Below are 15,749 nucleotides of genomic sequence, written 5' to 3'. Positions count from 1 at the left end.
CCTCCCCCGCCCGCCGGGGGGGGGGGGGGGGGCCCCCCCCCCCCCCCCCGGGGGCGCGCCCCCTACTGGTGGCGCGCAACCTGGAAGACATCTACGACAACGCCAGCGCGCTGCGCGCCTTCGCCCTGGTGCGCCAGGCGCATCCGGAAGCGCAGCTGACGGTGGCCGGCTCCGGCCCGCTGCGCAGCCAGCTGGAGCAGCTGGCGCGCGAACTGGGCGTGGCGGACGCGGTGCGCTTTACCGGCCGCGTCGACACCGCCGACATGCCGGCCCTGTACCGCAACGCCGACATCATGCTGAACCCCAGCCTGATCGACAATATGCCCAATTCCGTGCTGGAGGCCCTGGCCAGCGGCGCGCTGGTGGTCAGCACCCGCGTCGGCGGCGTGCCGTATATCGTGGACGAGGGCCGCACCGCGCTGCTGGTGCCGCCGGCCGACCCGGCCGCGATGGCGCAAGCCGTGCTGCGCCTGGCCGATGAACCGGCGCTGGCCGAAGCGCTGCGCAGCGCCGGCCGCGCCAGCGTGGCGCAATATGCGTGGACCAGCGTCAAACCGCGCCTGCTCGATGTCTACCGGCAGGCGCTGGCAAGCAAAGGAGGGCGCCGCCCATGATCTATACCGCCCTGGTTTCCGGCGTCCTGTTCCCGCTGCATGAAAAGCTGAAGAAGCACAGCAGCGTAGCGGTGCGCCGCCATATGGAACAAACCCAGTACTGGCCCTTGCCCAAGCTGCAGCAGCTGCAGCTGGAGCGGCTGCGCGCTCTGCTGGTGCACGCGCAGCAGCAGGTGCCGTACTACCGCGCTGAATTCGCACGCATCGGCTTCGACCCGGCGCGCGACTTCCAGGGCGTGCCGGACCTGATGCGCCTGCCCTTGCTGGACAAGGCTGCGATCCGCGAACATATCGAGACGCTGAAAGCCGAGGACGCGCAGAACCTGGTGCGCTATAACACCGGCGGCTCCACCGGCGCGCCGCTGACCTTCTACGTCGGGCGCCACCGCGTCAGCCACGATGTGGCGGCCAAATGGCGCGCCACGCGCTGGTGGAATGTCGACATCGGCGACCGCGAGATCGTGATCTGGGGCTCGCCCATCGAACTGAGCGCGCAGGACCGCGTGCGCATGGTGCGCGACACCCTGATGCGCACCGAGCTGATGTCGGCCTTCGCCACCACCGAAAGCGGCCTGGATGGCCACGTCGCACGGATCCGCCAGCGCAAGCCGAAAATGCTGTTCGGCTATCCGACCGTGCTGGCGCGCATTGCCTCGCATGCCGAGGACAAGGGCATCCGCCTCGACCAGCTGGGCATCCGCGTCGCCTTCGTCACTTCGGAATGCCTGTACCAGCCGCAGCGCGAACAGATCGAGCGCGTATTCGGCTGCCCGGTGGCCAACGGCTACGGCGGCCGCGATTCGGGCTTCATCGCCCACCAGTGCCCGGCCGGCAAGCTGCACATCACGGCCGAGGACATCGTGGTCGAAGTGCTGGACCCCGAAGGCAGGCAGCTGCCGCCGGGCGAGTCGGGCGAGATCGTGGTGACCCACCTGCAGTCCGGCGACTTCCCGTTCATCCGCTACCGCACCGGCGACGTCGGCGCGCTTGATAGCGAGCCATGCTGCTGCGGCCGCACGCTGCCGGTGCTGAAGGAAATCCATGGCCGCACCACCGACTTCCTGATCAACCAGGACGGCACCCTGATCCACAGCGCCGCCCTGGCCTACATCATGCGCGACTTGCCCGAGGTGCGCTCCTTCAAGGTGATCCAGGAAACGCTGGACTGGACCCGCGTGCAGATCGTGTACGACGGCCAGTTCGACGAGCAGGCGCGCCAGGGCATCGAGGCCGGCTTCCATGCGCGCATGGGCAAGCAGGTCAGGATCGATGTCGAGCTGGTGCCCGAGATCCTGCCGGAGAAGAGCGGCAAATACCGCTATTGCGTAACCAAGCTGGAGACCCCATGGAACGCCTTGACCAAGTAAGCCGGGAGGCGCCGTGCGCGATCTGATCGTTACCCTGATCGTCTTTGGCTCGCTGCCCTTCATTTTCAAGCGGCCGTTTTACGGCGCCGTGCTGTGGATCTGGATCAGCGTGATGAACCCGCACACCCAGGGCTGGGGCTTCGCGACGACCATGCCGTTCGCCGCGATTATCGCCGGCACAACGATCCTGGCGATGCTGGCCAAACCCAAGGAAGTCGTGTTCCCGAACACCGGCTATATCTGGGTCCTGATCGCGTTCACCGCATGGATGGCCGTGACTTCGGTATTCTCGCTGGGGGTGGAAGAGCCCTGGACCATGATGAAGAAGGTTGTGAAAATCATGGGCATGACGCTGGTGGTGGCGATGCTGGTGCGCACCCGCAAGGAAATCGAAATGCTGCTGTGGACCGTGGTGATATCGCTCGGCTTCTACGGCGTCAAAGGCGGCTTGTTCACGATCCGCAGCGGCGGCTCTTCGCGTGTGTGGGGCCCGGCCGGGACCTTCATCGAAGGCAATAATGAGGTGGCGCTGGCCCTGGTCATGGTGGTGCCGCTGATTCTGATCACCTTGCCCCTGGTCGCCAACAAATGGGGCAAGCGCGCAATCTGGGTGTCGGCCGGCCTGTGCGTGATGGCGGCGATGGGTTCGTATTCGCGCGGCGCCGCGCTGGCATTGGGCGCCATGCTCGGCTTCCTGTGGCTCAAGAGCCATGACAAGGCCAAGCTGGGCGCGCTGCTGATCATCCTGGCGCCATTGGCCCTGATGTTCATGCCGGAGCAATGGCATAGCCGGATCGATACCATCAACAACTATGAGCAGGACGATTCGGCGATGGGCCGCATCAATGCCTGGCGCATGGCGATCAACCTGACGGCGGAGCACCCGCTGACCGGCGGCGGTTTCGAGATTTATAACCACCTGATTTTCGCGCAGTACGCGCCGGTGCCGGAGGATGTCCATGCCGCCCACAGCATCTACTTCCAGGTACTGGGCGAGCATGGCTACGTGGGGCTGGCCTTGTACCTGTCGATCTACCTGCTGGTGTGGCGCAATGGCAGCTGGGTGATCAACCACGCCCGCAATATTCCGGAGCTGGAGTGGGCCAGGCGGATGGTCAGCATGCTGCAGGTCAGCCTGCTCGGCTTCCTGGTCGGCGGCGCCTTCCTCAGCCTGGCCTATTTCGACGTACCGTATTACGTGATGGTGATCCTGGTGGCGACCCGCCTCTTGGTGGAAAAAACGCTGAAGGAGCGCGCGCAGCAGGCGCCTGCGGTACGGGTGGAGGAGGCGCATGGTGTGGCTTAAGCGGCAGTTGGAGCAGGGCGCCTTGTCCCTGCTGTCCGGTGGCGGCCACCGCGCGCCGGCCATCCTGATCTACCACCGCGTGCTGCCGCAGCAGGACCGGATCTTCCCGCTGGAAGTGCACCGGGCGCAGTTCGACAGCCAGCTGGCCTGGCTCAAATCGCGCTTCAACGTGCTGCCGCTGCTGGAAGCGGTGCAGCTGGCCGCCGCCGGCCGCCTGCCGCCGCGCAGCGCCTGCATCACTTTCGACGACGGCTATGCCGATAACGCCGAAGTGGCGCTGCCGGTGCTGCAAAAGCATGGCTTGCACGCCACCTTCTTCATCGCCACCGGCTTCCTGGACGGCGGCCGCATGTGGAACGACACCGTGATTGAAGCGGTGCGGCGCGCGCCCGGCGAGTGGCTGGACGCCAGCGCGCTGGGCCTGGGCCGCCATGCGGTGGGCAGCTGGGAGCAGCGGCGCCAGGCGATCGGCGCGCTGATCCGCCAGTTGAAGTACCTGCCGATGGCGCAGCGCCTGGAGCAGGTGCAGCAGGTGGCGCAGCTGGTCGGCACGGAATTGCCGCGCGACCTGATGATGAGCACTGCCCAGCTGCGCAAGCTGCACGCGGCCGGCATGGGGATTGGCGGCCATACCGTCAACCATCCGATCCTGGCGCGCCTGGAAGCAGCAGCGGCGCGGCAGGAAATCGCCGAGGGCAAGGCGGCGCTGGAAGCGGCGCTCGATGCGCCGGTGCGCGTGTTTGCCTACCCGAACGGCAAGCCGGGCGAGGATTATTTGCCCGAGCACGTGGCCATGGTGCGCGAGCTGGGCTTCGACGCCGCGGTCACCACCTCGTGGGGCGTCAGCCGCGGCGCCGCCGACTGGTACCAGCTGCCGCGCTTCACGCCGTGGGACCAGGGCATCACCAAATTCGGTTTGCGCATGGCGCGCAATATGCTCCAGCCGGCGGTGCGGGTTTAAGCGTCCGGCTCGTCGCCGCTCTTGCGCAGGCGCGCCAGCAGGGCCGCGGTCTGGTCGTTGAGCGGCAGGCCGTGGCGCCGCAGCAGCTGCACGTGCAGCACCAGGTTTTCCAGCACCAGCTTGGCCGCCACCGCCAGCAGGGTCAGGCGGCGGTCTTCTTCGCTGAACGCTTCCAGCGCATCGGCCATCTCGCACAGATGGTTGGCCACCAGCTGGCGCAAATCCTGTTCGTCAAAGGGCAGGTCGGCGAAATCGATCGGGTCTTCCTGCTCCACTTCATGCATCAACAGCTCGAGTTCCTGCGGAGTGATACCCATGCGTGGCTCCGGTCATGCAGATGGGGCCATTGTAGGCCAAAGCGCGTTAGAATGGCCCTTCCCATGGCCCAGATCATATTCACCCAGCAGCTGGCGCGCTTCCTGCCCGTCCCCACCCTGGAGACACAGGCCGCGACCTTGCGTGCCGCGCTGGACGGCGCCTTCGCCGCCAACCCGCGCCTGGGCGCCTATGTGCTGGACGAGCAGGGCCGCCTGCGCGCCAATGTGGTGGTGTTCATCGATGGCCAGCGCAGCGAACTCGATCAGCCGCTGCGTGGCGATTCCAAGATTTATGTGCTGCAAGCCTTATCCGGAGGATGACATGGCTGACCGCGCTTTCCTTGCAACCCGCAAGGGTTTGTTCGAACTGTCTTACCGTAACGGCGAATGGAAGCTGGAGGACGACAAATCGTTCTTGGGCGAACCGGTGTCGATGGTGCTGCACGATGCGCGCGACGGCACCACCTACGCCTGCCTGAACCTGGGACATTTCGGCGCCAAGCTGCACCGGCGCGATGCCGGCAGCAGCGCGTGGACCGAGATCGCGGTGCCGGCCTATCCCGCCAAGCCGGACGACAGCAGCGACAAGACCGCCTGGGCGCTCAAGCAGATCTGGTCGCTGGAAGCCGGCGGGCCGGACCAGCCCGGCGTGCTGTGGGCCGGCACCCTGCCGGGCGGCCTGTTCCGCTCGCAAGACCGCGGCGCCAGCTGGCAGCTGGTGGAGTCGCTCTGGAACGTACCGGAGCGCAGCCAATGGTTTGGCGGCGGCTACGACGTGCCGGGCATCCACAGCATCTGCGTCGACCCGCGCGACAGCCAGTCGCTGCTGGTCGGCGTGTCCTGCGGCGGCGCCTGGCAGACGCGCGATGGCGGCGCCAGCTGGGCCCTGCGCACCAAGGGCATGGCGGCGCGCTATATGCCGCCCGAGATGCAGGAGGTGGGCGCGGTGCAGGACCCGCACCGTATCGTGCGCTGCGGCGCCGAGCCGGACGTGTTGTGGTGCCAGCATCACAACGGCATCTGGCGGTCGCGCAATAACGCCGAAAGCTGGGACGAGGTGACGGCGCCGCTGTCGAGTTTTGGTTTTGCGGTGGCGGTGCATCCGCGCGACGGCGGCACGGCCTGGTTTGCGCCGGCCGTGGCGGACCAGCAGCGGGTGCCGGTCGAGGCGGCGCTGGCGGTCAACCGCACCGCCGATGGCGGCGCCAGCTTCAGCACCTTGCGCGGCGGCCTGCCGCAGGAACACTGCTATGACCTGGTGTACCGCCACGGACTGGCCGTGGCCGATGACGGCAAGACGCTGCTGATGGCGTCCACCACCGGCGGCGCCTGGCTGTCGACCAATGGCGGCGAGCACTGGCAGACCATCTCCACCACCTTGCCGCCGGTGTACGCGGTACGCTTCAACGCCGCCTAGGCGGCGTAGTAGGCCAGGAACATCTCGACGGTGGCGCTGATGACCGCCTCCTGTTCCTGCGGCGTCAGTGGCGGCTTGCCCATGGCCACCTGCGGCCACAGCGCGAAGCTTTTGAGCTGGCCCTGCAGCATATGCGACATGAAGGCCGGGTCGCCGGCTTTCAGCACCTTGTCCTCCTGCGCCGCGCGCAGGAACGTCGCCACCCCTTCCTCCTTCTTGCCCAGCTTGGCGACCATATCGCCGGCGCGCTGCGGCGCATGGATTGCCTCGGCGATCGCCACCCGCACCAGGTCCAGGAAGTAGTCGTCGCGCAGCATCGCCATCTTCTGGCGCATCAGCTCCGTCAGCTGCGGCTTGAGCGGCTGCCCCTGGCGGTAGCTGACCGCATTCAGCGCCGTGCTGCACTCCCACAGCTCCTGCAGGATGTGCTCGAACAAGTCGTCCTTGCTGGGGAAGTGGTTGTACACCGTACGCTTGGACACGCCCGCTGCCGAGGCGATGCGGTCCATGCTGGTGGCTTCGAAGCCGCGCGCGCGGAATTCGGCGATGGCAGCCGTGGTGATGGCGGCGCGCTTGCGGTCGGTCAGTTTGTCGGGTTGGTTCATAAAGAATATTTTACACCGGGTAGTTTACTTTTCTCAAAACGGAAACTACACTGTGCAGTGTAATTTATTGGAGTGCCATGAAACGAACCGTGCTGATTGGAGCGATTTTCGCCATGACTTGCCTTGCCTACGCCGCCGATACCCGTCCCGTGTACCACAATGACGCCCCGCGCCAGCAACCGGGATTCCTGAAGACCCTGAAGATTCTCTGGGACTTCACTTTCAACAAGCCGGCCAATACCACGCCAGCGCAGGCGCTGCCGGTGCAAGCACTCACTCGCGAGCAATTGCTGGCTGCGCCGGACAATACGCTGTACCGCCTGGGCCACTCCAGCATCCTGCTCAAGCTCAACGGCGAGTTCTGGCTGACCGATCCGGTGTTTTCCCAACGCGCCTCGCCAGTGCAATGGGCCGGCCCGGCGCGCTTCCACGCGCCGCCGATCAGCATTGCCGAGCTGCCGCCGATCAAGGGCGTGATCCTGTCGCATAACCACTACGACCACCTCGATTACGACGCGATCCGCGCGCTGGCCGCCAAGACCGAACATTTCCTGGCGCCGCTGGGTGTGGGCGACACCCTCATCGAATGGGGCGTGGCGGCCGGCAAGGTGCGCCAGCTGGGCTGGTGGCAGTCGGTCGAGGCCGGCGGCCTGAAGCTGACCGCCACCCCGGCCCAGCACTTCTCCGGCCGCGGCCTGTTCGACGGCAACAAGACGCTATGGGCCTCGTGGGTGATTGAAAGCGGCAACCTGCGCGTCTTCTTCTCGGGCGACACCGGTTATTTCAAGGGCTTCAAGGAGATCGGCGAGCGGTTCGGCCCGTTCGACCTGACCCTGATGGAAACCGGCGCCTACGACCCGCAATGGCCGGACATCCATATGCAGCCGAAGGAAACCATGCAGGCCCATCTCGACCTGCGCGGCAAGGTCCTGCTGCCGATCCATAACGGCACTTTCGACCTGGCCATGCACAGCTGGGACGACCCGTTCGAGCAGATCACCGCCCTGGCAGCCGCGCGCCGCCAGACCCTGGCTACACCGGTGATCGGCGAGCCGCTCAGCATCGCCGAGCCGGCCGCCGGCAGCGCCTGGTGGAGGCTGCCATGAAGCCCTACCAGCGTTTCCTGCTCCAGTGGCGTTTGCCGAAACCGGCGCCGCGCCCGGCGGCACAACCGACGGCGCCCTCTAATTCCTTGGCGCAATAGTAGGGCGATGCTACATTGGGCCCACATTAACTTTCTGATAATTTAAGTTTATGAACCTGATGAAAACCCTGCCAGCGCTGCTGGCCAGCCTTGCCTTCCTGCCCGCCCAGGCCCAAACCGAGGGTGTCGGGCGCATGGATCAGTCCGCACAGAAGCAACTCTCGGTTGATTTCAAATCCTGCGCCAAGCCGGTGTGGCCGAGGGAGTCGCTGCGCAAGGAGGAAACCGGGCGCGTGACCCTGGAATTCCTGATCGGGCTGGACGGCAAGGTGATGGAATCCAAGGTGCTCACGTCGAGCGGCTACCCGCTGCTGGACCTGGCGGCGCAGGATGGCCTGGCCAAATGCCAGTTCACGGCGCCGGCCAGCATAGGCCGCACTGAGCCGACCCGCACCCGCATCCAGTATGCGTGGACGCTGGAGGAGGCGAAGTCGCCGGCCGAGCAGAAAGCCGAATGGGAGCGCAGCCTGGCCGCCGCCGAGCAGGGCGATAGCGAGGCGCAAGTACGGGTCGCCAGCGGCTACCTGTCTGGCGACGCGTCGAAACGCAACCCGGCCGAAGGCATGCGCTGGCTGCGCGCTGCGGCCGAGCAGGGCAATGTCCGCGGCATGGAAGCGCTGGCCCTGGAATTGCGCTCCGGCCGCCATGTGGAGGCTGACCCGCTGCAAGCGCTGGAATGGCTCGAAAAAGCCGTCGCGGCGGGTTCCCCGATGGCCGAATTCAGCCTGGCCATGGCGCTGACCGGGCCAAAGAGTGTGCGGCCGGACGAGGCCAGGGCGCGCGCACTGCTGGAGAAGGCCATCGCTGGCGGCCACAAGTTTGCGCGCATGCCGCTCGCGGCCATGTTGCTGAAAGAGGGCGGCAGTAGTACTGCCGAGGCCGTACGCCTGCTGCAGGAGGGGGCGGAAGAGCAGGACCGCATGGCGCAGTTCCTGCTCGGCACGCTTTACGAAAAAGGTGAACATTTGCCGGCCGACCGCGCCAGGGCCCAGGCGCTGTATGAGCGGGCGGCGGCCGGCGGCATCCCGTACGCGCGGACGGCGCTGGCGCGCCTCAAGCAGCAGGAAGCGAAGTAATCAGGCTTCGACGTTGATCAGCTTGCCGATTGTCTGGCCCAGGGTATTCAGGGTCGGTGCTTTCGGCAAGGCATCGCTGGGCACGCGCTGTTCGATGGCGCGGTCCAGGCGCGGGGTGGCAAGGGTAGGGGTGGCTTGCGCCTGGGCCCGGTCGCGTTCCAGCTTGGTGCGCCCCAGCTCCTGCTGGTTGCGCTCGAGGGCGGCGCGGCTTTCGTCCAGGCGATCCTCATCCTGCGCGACCTGGTCGCGCCCTTGCTGAACCTTGCGTTCGGCAAACGCGACCGCATTCTGCAGAGAGTTGATGGAATTCAATGAAACCACGCGTCTACCCTTAGAAGCAACCTTTCACCAAGGCACCAACCTAAGGTTAGGCCAAAATGGGCGCGAATGCCAGAGTTTCGTGCAGACTACTCCTTGAGCTGGGATGGCAGCAAACGGTTGATCAGGTACAGCGGGCGCGCCTTGACCTCATTGAAAATGCGGCCGATATATTCGCCCATCACGCCGATCGCCAGCAGCTGGATGCCGCCCAGGAACAGCACCACCGCCATCAGCGACGGATAACCCTTGACCACATCGCCGAACAGCAAGGCTTTGCCGACCACGAAGCCGCCGTACGCCAGGGCCAGGACCGCGATGCTAAGGCCGAAATAGGTGGCCACCTTCAGCGGCGCCACGGTAAAGGACGTAATGCCTTCAATGGCGAAGTTCCACAGGTTCCAGTAATTCCACTTGGTATCGCCGGCGGCACGCGCATCGCGCCGGTAGTACAGCGGCGTGGACGGGAAGCCGACCCAGGCGAACAAGCCTTTCATGAAACGGTGCACTTCGCGCAGTCCGCGCATTTCGCTGACCACGCGGCGCGACATCAGGCGGAAGTCGCCGGTATCTTGCGGAATGTCGACCCGGCTGACGCGCCGGATCAGGCGGTAAAACGCTTTGGCCGTGGCTTTCTTCAGCCAGGTTTCCCCATCGCGCTGCGTGCGCACGCCGTACACCACGTCATAGCCCTCGCGCCAGCGCGCCAGCATGTCCGGGATCAGTTCCGGCGGGTCTTGCAGGTCGGCGTCCAGCACCACCACCACTTCGCCTTTAGCGTGGTCAAGTCCGGCCGTCAGGGCGATCTCCTTGCCGAAGTTGCGCGACAGGTCGACGATGGACACGCGCGGATCCTGTGCCTGCAGCATGCGCATCAGCCACAGGGTGCCGTCGCGGCTGCCGTCATTGACCAGCACGATTTCGTAGTCGGCCCCCAGGTCCTGCATGACCTTGCTAACCCGGCGGTGGAACTGCTCCAGCACTTCCTGCTCGTTGTAGGCCGGCGCCACAATGGAAAAGCTCGGCAGGTAGCCGGCCGCGCGCGGGGTCAGTGCTACCTTGGCTTTGTCAGGCAAACCTTGCATCAGTTGTTCGGGTTCACGAATATCCACGTTTTGCTCGCAAAAAAGTTAATCACCAAAATCAAAATGGTAGCGGCAGCTTGCGCCAGCAGGTAATGCCAGCCAGCCTGGCTCAGGAAACCGACGATGACGCCGTTCAGCACAATACCCAGGCCAGCCACCGCCAGGAAGCGTGGCAGTGCTTCGCGGTGGCGCCGTGTGCTGCGGAAGTTGTAGCGCCGGTTCAAATAGTAATTGCAAAAGGCGCCGGCGCATGCCCCCACCATGGCGCCCAGCGCTTCCGGCTGCTTCAGGCCAGTCACCAGCGCTATCAGCAGCAGGTAATGCACCGCGGTGCCGAGGGCGCCGAGCAGGGCGAAGCGGACAAACTGGAACAGGTCGCGCATAGCGGGGTCAGTTGGCCGGGCGTTGGACCGCAGTTGCCGTATCGTGCACGGCAAGCCCACGCACGACCATGCTGGCGGCCAGCACCGCCAGCAGCGCCAGTGCGGGCACATGGTACTTGCCATTGCTTTCAAACACGCTATGCAGGCTGAAGAAATAGGCATAGGACAGCATCAATGCCGATTCCAGGGCATTGACGGGCGGGCTTTGCAGGCGCAGGCGTTGCCAGCACAGCATCAGCAGGATGGCCCAGAGCGCGTACCAGAAGCCGTTGGCCAAGCCCTTGAAGAGCAGGATGGTGGTGTCGCTGGCCATGCCGCTGCGGCGCATGCTGGCATAGACGCCGACCGAGTCGTCGCCCAGGAACAGCATCTGCTTGGTCAGCACCAGGCCGGCGAACTGCATGGGATGGCTGACTATCCATTCCTTGGCCAGCTTGGCGCCCATGCGATTGCGTTCCAGTTCGCCGAGATTGGACAAGTCGACTTCGCCGCGTGGCGTGAAGCCGCCGGTAGCCATCGGATTATTCGCGCGGTACAGCACGTCGCCGCCGTTGGCGGTGACCACCACCACTTCGCCGAACACCGCCATATTGCGGGCGGTCCAGGGCGCGATCACGGCAGCCATGCCGGCCATCAACAGGGTCAGGTGCAGCAGGACCCGCCGCCAGCCATTGTTCTGGAACAGTTCGAAACAGAGCAGGACCGAGGGGAACAAGAGCAGGGACGGCTGCGTCAGCGCGCCGAAACCCAGCAGCAGTCCGGCCAGCAAGCGCGGCCAGGCGCGCGTGCTGGTGCAATACAGCAGGACGACAGCTGGCAACAGGAAAATCAGCAGGTTTTCCTTTTCCGGTGTGGCGACGTTGGTCACGTAGTTGGGCCACAGCGTCAACAGCACGGTTGCCAGGCGCGCTGCGGCCGGACCGGCCAGGCGTTCGGCCAGGCGCCACACCACGGGCAGGGTTAGTGCAAACAGCAGCAGATTGGACAGCACCGGTATGAACTTCAGCGGCAGCGCGGCAGCTACCCAGGGCAAGAGGAAGAATGGATAACCGGGCGGCCAGAAGGCCAGGGCGCCGTCTGAGCCATAAGTCTCGCCGTTGGCCAGCTTGCGGGCCAGGCCGAGATAAACGGCGCCATCGGAACTGGGCTGCGCAGGAAAGGCAAAGTAGAACAACAGCCGCAGGGCCAGCCCGGCCACCAGCATCAGCAGCAGCCAGCGGCGCGCCGGCCAGGCGGCGCCCGCACCGGCGGCACGGCGCAGCAAGGCCAGCAAGCGGGCGCGTCCTGCGACGACCGCGGCCGCTACCGCCAGGGCCAGCAGTGCGCTGGCAGCAAACGCCGTCGCGGTGATGTTACCGCGCAACATCGTCCAGGCGAATAATGGTGTGGAAAGTAATACGCCCGCAGCCATCAGGCCGGTCAGCGCAAAAGCAAGGGCATGCAGCGTTCGGTTCACCATGGGCCCTCGCAGGGATGGGAGCACCGTCAACAGCGCGGCGCGGGAGTGGGTGGAGAGGCTCTCCGGACAAAGAGCAGAAATTGTTGCAATTTAGCCATTGCAATTATGCCATTGGCAATTTTCAGTGTCAAACACTGAATCCCCACTCCCGCCCCCGGGAAGGGGCGGGAAAAGCGCTTCTGCTTACATATTGCGGCGGTACTGGCCGCCGACTTCGAACAGCGCGGTCGTGATCTGGCCCAGCGAGCAGACGCGGGCGGCGTCCATCAGCTTGGCGAACACGTTTTCGTTGTCGATGGCGGCCTTCTGCAGCGCGGCCAGGGCGGCCGGCGCGGCATCCGCATTACGGGCGTGGAAGTCCGCCAGGCGGGTCAGCTGCGACTGCTTCTCGTCGTCGGTGGAACGGGCCAGTTCGATGGTGGCCGGGGCTTCCGAACCTTTCGGGTTGCGGAAGGTGTTGACGCCGATGATAGGCAGCGAGCCGTCGTGCTTCTTGTGCTCGTACAGCAGCGACTCTTCCTGGATCTTGCCGCGCTGGTAGCCGGTTTCCATCGCGCCCAGCACGCCGCCGCGTTCGGCGATGCGCTCGAATTCCTGCAGCACGGCTTCCTCCACCAGGTCGGTCAGCTCTTCGATGATGAAGGCGCCCTGGTTCGGGTTCTCGTTCTTCGCCAGGCCCCATTCGCGGTTGATGATCAGTTGGATCGCCAGTGCGCGGCGGACCGATTCGTCGGTCGGCGTGGTGATCGCTTCATCGTAAGCGTTGGTGTGCAGCGAGTTGCAGTTGTCGTAGATTGCGATCAGCGCCTGCAGCGTGGTGCGGATGTCGTTGAAGTCGATTTCCTGCGCGTGCAGCGAGCGGCCGGAAGTCTGGATGTGGTACTTCAGCTTCTGCGAGCGGTCGTTGGCGCCGTACTTCTCCTTCATGGTGACGGCCCAGATGCGGCGCGCCACGCGGCCCAGCACCGTGTATTCCGGGTCCATGCCGTTGGAGAAGAAGAACGACAGGTTCGGCGCGAAATCGTCGATGTGCATGCCGCGCGCCAGGTAGGCTTCCACGAACGTGAAGCCGTTGGACAGCGTGAAGGCCAGCTGCGAGATCGGGTTCGCGCCCGCTTCCGCGATGTGGTAGCCGGAGATCGACACCGAGTAGAAGTTGCGCACCTGGTGGTGCACGAAGTATTCCTGGATGTCGCCCATTACCTTCAGCGAGAACTCGGTCGAGAAGATGCAGGTGTTCTGGCCCTGGTCTTCCTTCAGGATGTCGGCCTGCACGGTGCCGCGCACGTTCATCAGCACCCAGTCCTTGATCTTCTGGTACTCGTCTTCCGACGGCTGGCGCTTGTTCTCGGTCACGAACTTCTCGACCTGCTGGTCGATGGCGGTGTTCATGAACATCGCCAGGATGGCAGGCGCCGGGCCGTTGATGGTCATCGAGACCGAGGTGCTTGGGTTGCACAGGTCGAAGCCGTCGTACAGCACCTTCATGTCGTCCAGGGTCGCGATCGACACGCCGGAGTTGCCGATCTTGCCGTAGATGTCCGGACGGATCGCAGGATCGGCGCCGTACAGGGTGACGGAGTCGAAGGCGGTCGACAGGCGCTTGGCGTCCATGCCGGTGGAGACCAGCTTGAAGCGGCGGTTGGTGCGGAAGGCATCGCCTTCGCCCGCGAACATGCGGGTCGGGTCTTCGCCTTCACGCTTGAAGGCGAACACGCCGGCGGTGAACGGGTAGGAGCCTGGGACGTTCTCCAGCATCAGCCAGCGCAGCAGCTCGCCGTGGTCCTCGTACTTCGGCAGCGAGACTTTGCGGATCTTGGTGCCGGACAGAGTGTGCTGTACCAGGCCGGTGCGGATTTCCTTGTCGCGGATTTTCACCACGTATTCGTCGCCGGCGTAGGCCGCCTGCATGTCAGGCCATTGGGCCAGCAGCTTCTTGGCGCTGCCGTCCATGGCGTGGTCGCGCTCGATGATCAGGTCGTCGAAGTCCGCCACGGACTTGCCGGCCACCGCCATCATGCGTTTGGATTCCTGCAGCTGCTGGCGTTCGCGCGCCAGCTTGGCTTGCGCCTGGGTCTTCTTGTGGTAGCCGCGTACGGTGTCCGAGATCTCGGCCAGGTAGCGCGCGCGTGCCGGCGGCACGATCACGTTCTTGCCGGAGCTGAAGCGCACGTCCATCGGGGCCAGCACGCCTTTGCTGGTCTTCAGGCCTTTGCCCGCCAGTACCGGCAGCAGGCCCTGGTACAGGGCGGTCACGCCGTCGTCGTTGAAGCGCGAAGCCTGGGTGCCGTACACCGGCATTTCTTCCGGACGCTTGCTCCACATTTCACGGTTGCGCTGGTACTGCTTGGCCACGTCGCGCAGCGCATCCTGCGCGCCCTTGCGGTCGAATTTGTTGATCGCGATGAAGTCGGCGAAGTCCAGCATGTCGATCTTTTCCAGCTGCGAGGCGGCGCCGAATTCCGGCGTCATCACGTACATGGACACGTCGACGTGCGGCACGATCGCGGCGTCGCCCTGGCCGATGCCGGAGGTTTCCACGATCACCAGGTCGAAGCCGGCCACTTTGCAGGCGGCGATCACGTCAGGCAGGGCCTGGGAAATTTCGGAGCCGGCTTCGCGGGTTGCCAGGGAACGCATGAAGACGCGGGTCTTGCCGTTCCATGGATTGATCGCGTTCATGCGGATACGGTCGCCCAGCAGCGCGCCGCCGGATTTGCGACGCGACGGGTCGATCGAGATCACGGCGATGTTCAGCGCGTCGCCCTGGTCCAGGCGGATGCGGCGGATCAGTTCATCGGTCAGCGAGGATTTACCGGCGCCGCCGGTGCCCGTGATGCCGAGGGTTGGGGCGGTGGCGGCTTTCGCAGCTTCGGCCAGTTCGGCGCGCAGCTTGTCGGAGGCCTTGCCGTTTTCCAGCGCGGTGATCAGCTGGGCCAGCGGGCGGTGGCGCTGTTCGATGTCGCCGGCGCGGATGGCGTCCAGCTGGGTCGGCGAGTAGGTCGACAGGTCGACGTCGCACTGCTGCACCATCCACTGGATCATGCCGACCAGGCCCATACGCTGGCCGTCTTCCGGCGAGAAGATGCGCGTCACGCCGTAGTCGTGCAGGTCGGCGATTTCGCTTGGCACGATCACGCCGCCGCCGCCGCCGAACACCTTGATGTGCGAACCGCCGCGCTGGCGCAGCAGGTCGATCATGTATTTGAAGTATTCGACGTGGCCGCCCTGGTAGGAGGAAATGGCGATGCCTTGCACGTCTTCGGTCAGGGCGGCGGTGACCACTTCGTCCACCGAGCGGTTGTGGCCCAGGTGGATCACTTCGGCGCCCTGCGATTGCAGGATGCGGCGCATGATGTTGATCGAGGCGTCGTGGCCGTCGAACAGGGACGCGGCGGTGACAAAGCGCACTTTGTTCGCGGTCTTGGCCTGTTCTGGCTCAGCGGCAAGTTTCTTGGCGTTGGCGAGGTCGTTCATTCTTTTGTTCCTTGGAACGGTGGATTTTTCATTATATGACGTTTACGTTAACGTCAAGTCAAGCGGGGTTGGTGGGGGGGGGGGGCCGCGGCCCCCCAAAAAAAAAAAGCGCCGGGGGGGGGGCGGGCGGCGGGGCGGGCGGGCCCGGCGCCCGCCCCGG

15 protein-coding genes are annotated in these 15,749 nt (G+C 65.2%); 8 read left to right on the top strand and 7 right to left on the bottom strand.

Going from position 1 to position 15,749, the window contains the following annotated elements:
- The first annotated feature begins 68 nt into the window (after positions 1 to 68).
- The 4 genes from AAHE99_RS25905 to AAHE99_RS25890 are packed head-to-tail and all read left to right on the top strand — an operon-like array spanning position 69 to position 4,248.
- The gene (locus AAHE99_RS25905; RefSeq protein ID WP_342120802.1) at positions 69 to 614 is read left to right on the top strand and encodes a glycosyltransferase family 4 protein; all 546 of its coding nucleotides are present in this window, start codon (positions 69 to 71) and stop codon (positions 612 to 614) included.
- The gene (locus AAHE99_RS25900; RefSeq protein WP_342120801.1) at positions 611 to 1,981 is read left to right on the top strand and encodes a phenylacetate--CoA ligase family protein; all 1,371 of its coding nucleotides are present in this window, start codon (positions 611 to 613) and stop codon (positions 1,979 to 1,981) included. Before AAHE99_RS25905 ends, AAHE99_RS25900 begins: the two co-directional genes overlap by 4 nt.
- A gap of 13 nt (positions 1,982 to 1,994) precedes the next feature.
- A complete protein-coding gene (locus AAHE99_RS25895; protein ID WP_342120800.1) occupies positions 1,995 to 3,287 on the top strand; it encodes a putative O-glycosylation ligase, exosortase A system-associated in 1,293 nt (430 codons plus the stop codon).
- Complete coding sequence (locus AAHE99_RS25890) at positions 3,274 to 4,248, top strand: polysaccharide deacetylase family protein (protein WP_342120798.1); 975 nt, start codon at positions 3,274 to 3,276, stop codon at positions 4,246 to 4,248. The genes AAHE99_RS25895 and AAHE99_RS25890 overlap by 14 nt, the downstream gene beginning before the upstream one ends.
- On the opposite strand, the gene AAHE99_RS25885 is transcribed toward AAHE99_RS25890, so the two are convergent.
- Entirely contained in the window at positions 4,245 to 4,565 is a 321-nt protein-coding gene (locus AAHE99_RS25885) for a hypothetical protein (RefSeq protein WP_342120797.1), read from the bottom strand. The two genes, AAHE99_RS25890 and AAHE99_RS25885, sit on opposite strands and share 4 nt — an antisense overlap.
- Positions 4,566 to 4,628: 63 nt before the next feature.
- Here AAHE99_RS25885 and AAHE99_RS25880 point away from each other — a divergent pair, with 63 nt between their 5' ends.
- Together AAHE99_RS25880 and AAHE99_RS25875 are read left to right on the top strand one after the other, a co-directional pair.
- On the top strand, positions 4,629 to 4,886 hold the full coding sequence (locus tag AAHE99_RS25880; protein ID WP_342120795.1) for a MoaD/ThiS family protein: 258 nt from the start codon (positions 4,629 to 4,631) through the stop codon (positions 4,884 to 4,886).
- Between the two features lies 1 nt (position 4,887).
- Positions 4,888 to 5,982: a WD40/YVTN/BNR-like repeat-containing protein gene (locus AAHE99_RS25875; protein ID WP_342120794.1), complete on the top strand. Its 1,095-nt coding sequence runs from the start codon at positions 4,888 to 4,890 to the stop codon at positions 5,980 to 5,982.
- Here AAHE99_RS25875 and AAHE99_RS25870 read toward each other — a convergent pair.
- Positions 5,979 to 6,587, bottom strand: coding sequence for a TetR/AcrR family transcriptional regulator (locus AAHE99_RS25870; RefSeq protein WP_342120793.1), 609 nt, complete (start codon positions 6,585 to 6,587; stop codon positions 5,979 to 5,981). The two genes, AAHE99_RS25875 and AAHE99_RS25870, sit on opposite strands and share 4 nt — an antisense overlap.
- A 113-nt stretch (positions 6,588 to 6,700) precedes the next feature.
- Between AAHE99_RS25870 and AAHE99_RS25865 the strand changes: the two genes are divergently transcribed.
- The gene (locus tag AAHE99_RS25865) at positions 6,701 to 7,693 is read left to right on the top strand and encodes an MBL fold metallo-hydrolase (protein WP_342120803.1); all 993 of its coding nucleotides are present in this window, start codon (positions 6,701 to 6,703) and stop codon (positions 7,691 to 7,693) included.
- A gap of 157 nt (positions 7,694 to 7,850) precedes the next feature.
- Positions 7,851 to 8,867 carry a TonB family protein gene (locus tag AAHE99_RS25860; RefSeq protein WP_342120792.1) on the top strand — a complete coding sequence of 339 codons (1,017 nt, stop codon included), beginning with the start codon at positions 7,851 to 7,853 and terminating at the stop codon, positions 8,865 to 8,867.
- On the opposite strand, the gene AAHE99_RS25855 is transcribed toward AAHE99_RS25860, so the two are convergent.
- The 5 genes from AAHE99_RS25855 to icmF form a co-directional block, all read right to left on the bottom strand.
- Positions 8,868 to 9,188 carry a hypothetical protein gene (locus AAHE99_RS25855; protein ID WP_342120791.1) on the bottom strand — a complete coding sequence of 107 codons (321 nt, stop codon included), beginning with the start codon at positions 9,186 to 9,188 and terminating at the stop codon, positions 8,868 to 8,870.
- A gap of 86 nt (positions 9,189 to 9,274) precedes the next feature.
- Positions 9,275 to 10,297: a glycosyltransferase family 2 protein gene (locus AAHE99_RS25850; protein ID WP_342120790.1), complete on the bottom strand. Its 1,023-nt coding sequence runs from the start codon at positions 10,295 to 10,297 to the stop codon at positions 9,275 to 9,277.
- Entirely contained in the window at positions 10,270 to 10,653 is a 384-nt protein-coding gene (locus AAHE99_RS25845) for a GtrA family protein (RefSeq protein ID WP_342120789.1), read from the bottom strand. Before AAHE99_RS25845 ends, AAHE99_RS25850 begins: the two co-directional genes overlap by 28 nt.
- A 7-nt stretch (positions 10,654 to 10,660) precedes the next feature.
- Positions 10,661 to 12,112 (bottom strand): glycosyltransferase family 39 protein, encoded by a 1,452-nt coding sequence (locus AAHE99_RS25840; RefSeq protein ID WP_342120788.1) that lies wholly within the window; start codon positions 12,110 to 12,112, stop codon positions 10,661 to 10,663.
- A 183-nt stretch (positions 12,113 to 12,295) separates the two neighbouring features.
- Positions 12,296 to 15,589 (bottom strand): fused isobutyryl-CoA mutase/GTPase IcmF, encoded by a 3,294-nt coding sequence (icmF, locus tag AAHE99_RS25835; protein ID WP_342120787.1) that lies wholly within the window; start codon positions 15,587 to 15,589, stop codon positions 12,296 to 12,298.
- Positions 15,590 to 15,749 lie beyond the last annotated feature (160 nt).

This window comes from Pseudoduganella sp. OTU4001 (assembly GCF_038440195.1).
Lineage (GTDB): Bacteria > Pseudomonadota > Gammaproteobacteria > Burkholderiales > Burkholderiaceae_D > Rugamonas.
This window is presented reverse-complemented; position numbering and strand designations above follow the sequence as displayed.